The sequence below is a fragment of the Streptomyces sp. DH12 genome, from assembly GCF_020873895.1.
In the GTDB taxonomy this organism is placed as follows: domain Bacteria; phylum Actinomycetota; class Actinomycetes; order Streptomycetales; family Streptomycetaceae; genus Streptomyces.
Genome location: NZ_JAHWGT010000338.1, coordinates 1 through 675 on the forward strand (window position 1 = coordinate 1; position 675 = coordinate 675).

At 69.6% G+C, this 675-nt stretch carries 2 pseudogenes; both read right to left on the reverse strand.

From position 1 onward, the window contains the following. Positions 1 to 279, reverse strand: a pseudogene (locus LPA54_RS34415) (3-hydroxyacyl-CoA dehydrogenase); the annotation flags it as partial. Next, positions 276 to 675, reverse strand: a pseudogene (locus tag LPA54_RS34420) (acetyl-CoA C-acyltransferase); the annotation flags it as partial. The pseudogenes LPA54_RS34415 and LPA54_RS34420, both read right to left, overlap by 4 nt.

The window sequence follows — 675 nt, forward strand, 5'->3', positions numbered from 1 at the left end:
GCCGACCGCGAAGATGAACGGCTTGCCGGTGACGCCGACGCCGACGATCTCGCCGTCCGCGGCCTCCTTCTCGACCTGGTCGATCGCGGCGTCGATGTTCGCCAGCGACTGCGGGCCGAGGGTGGTCGGCTTGGTGTGGTCGTGGCCGTTGTCCAGGGTGATCAGGGCGAAGCGCCCGGCGCCCAGCGGCAGGTCGAAGTGGCGCACGTGCGCCTGCGTGACGACCTCACCCGGGAACAGCTCGGCCGCACCCTTCAAAAGCTCAGCGGTGGTGCTCACTTGTCCCCCTCGAAGTGCGGGTTCTCCCAGATGACCGTCGCGCCCATGCCGAAGCCGACGCACATGGTGGTCAGGCCGTAGCGGACGTGCGGCTGCTCCTCGAACTGGCGGGCCAGCTGCGTCATCAGGCGGACGCCGGAGGAGGCCAGCGGGTGGCCGAACGCGATGGCGCCGCCGTACTGGTTGACGCGGGCGTCGTCGTCGGCGATGCCGTAGTGCTCCAGGAACGCGAGGACCTGGACGGCGAAGGCCTCGTTGATCTCGAACAGGCCGATGTCGGAGATGGACAGGCCCGCCTGCGCGAGCGCCTTCTCCGTGGCCGGGATCGGGCCGTAGCCCATGACCTCGGGCTCCACGCCGGCGAAGGAGTAGGAGACGAGGCGCATCTTGACCGGC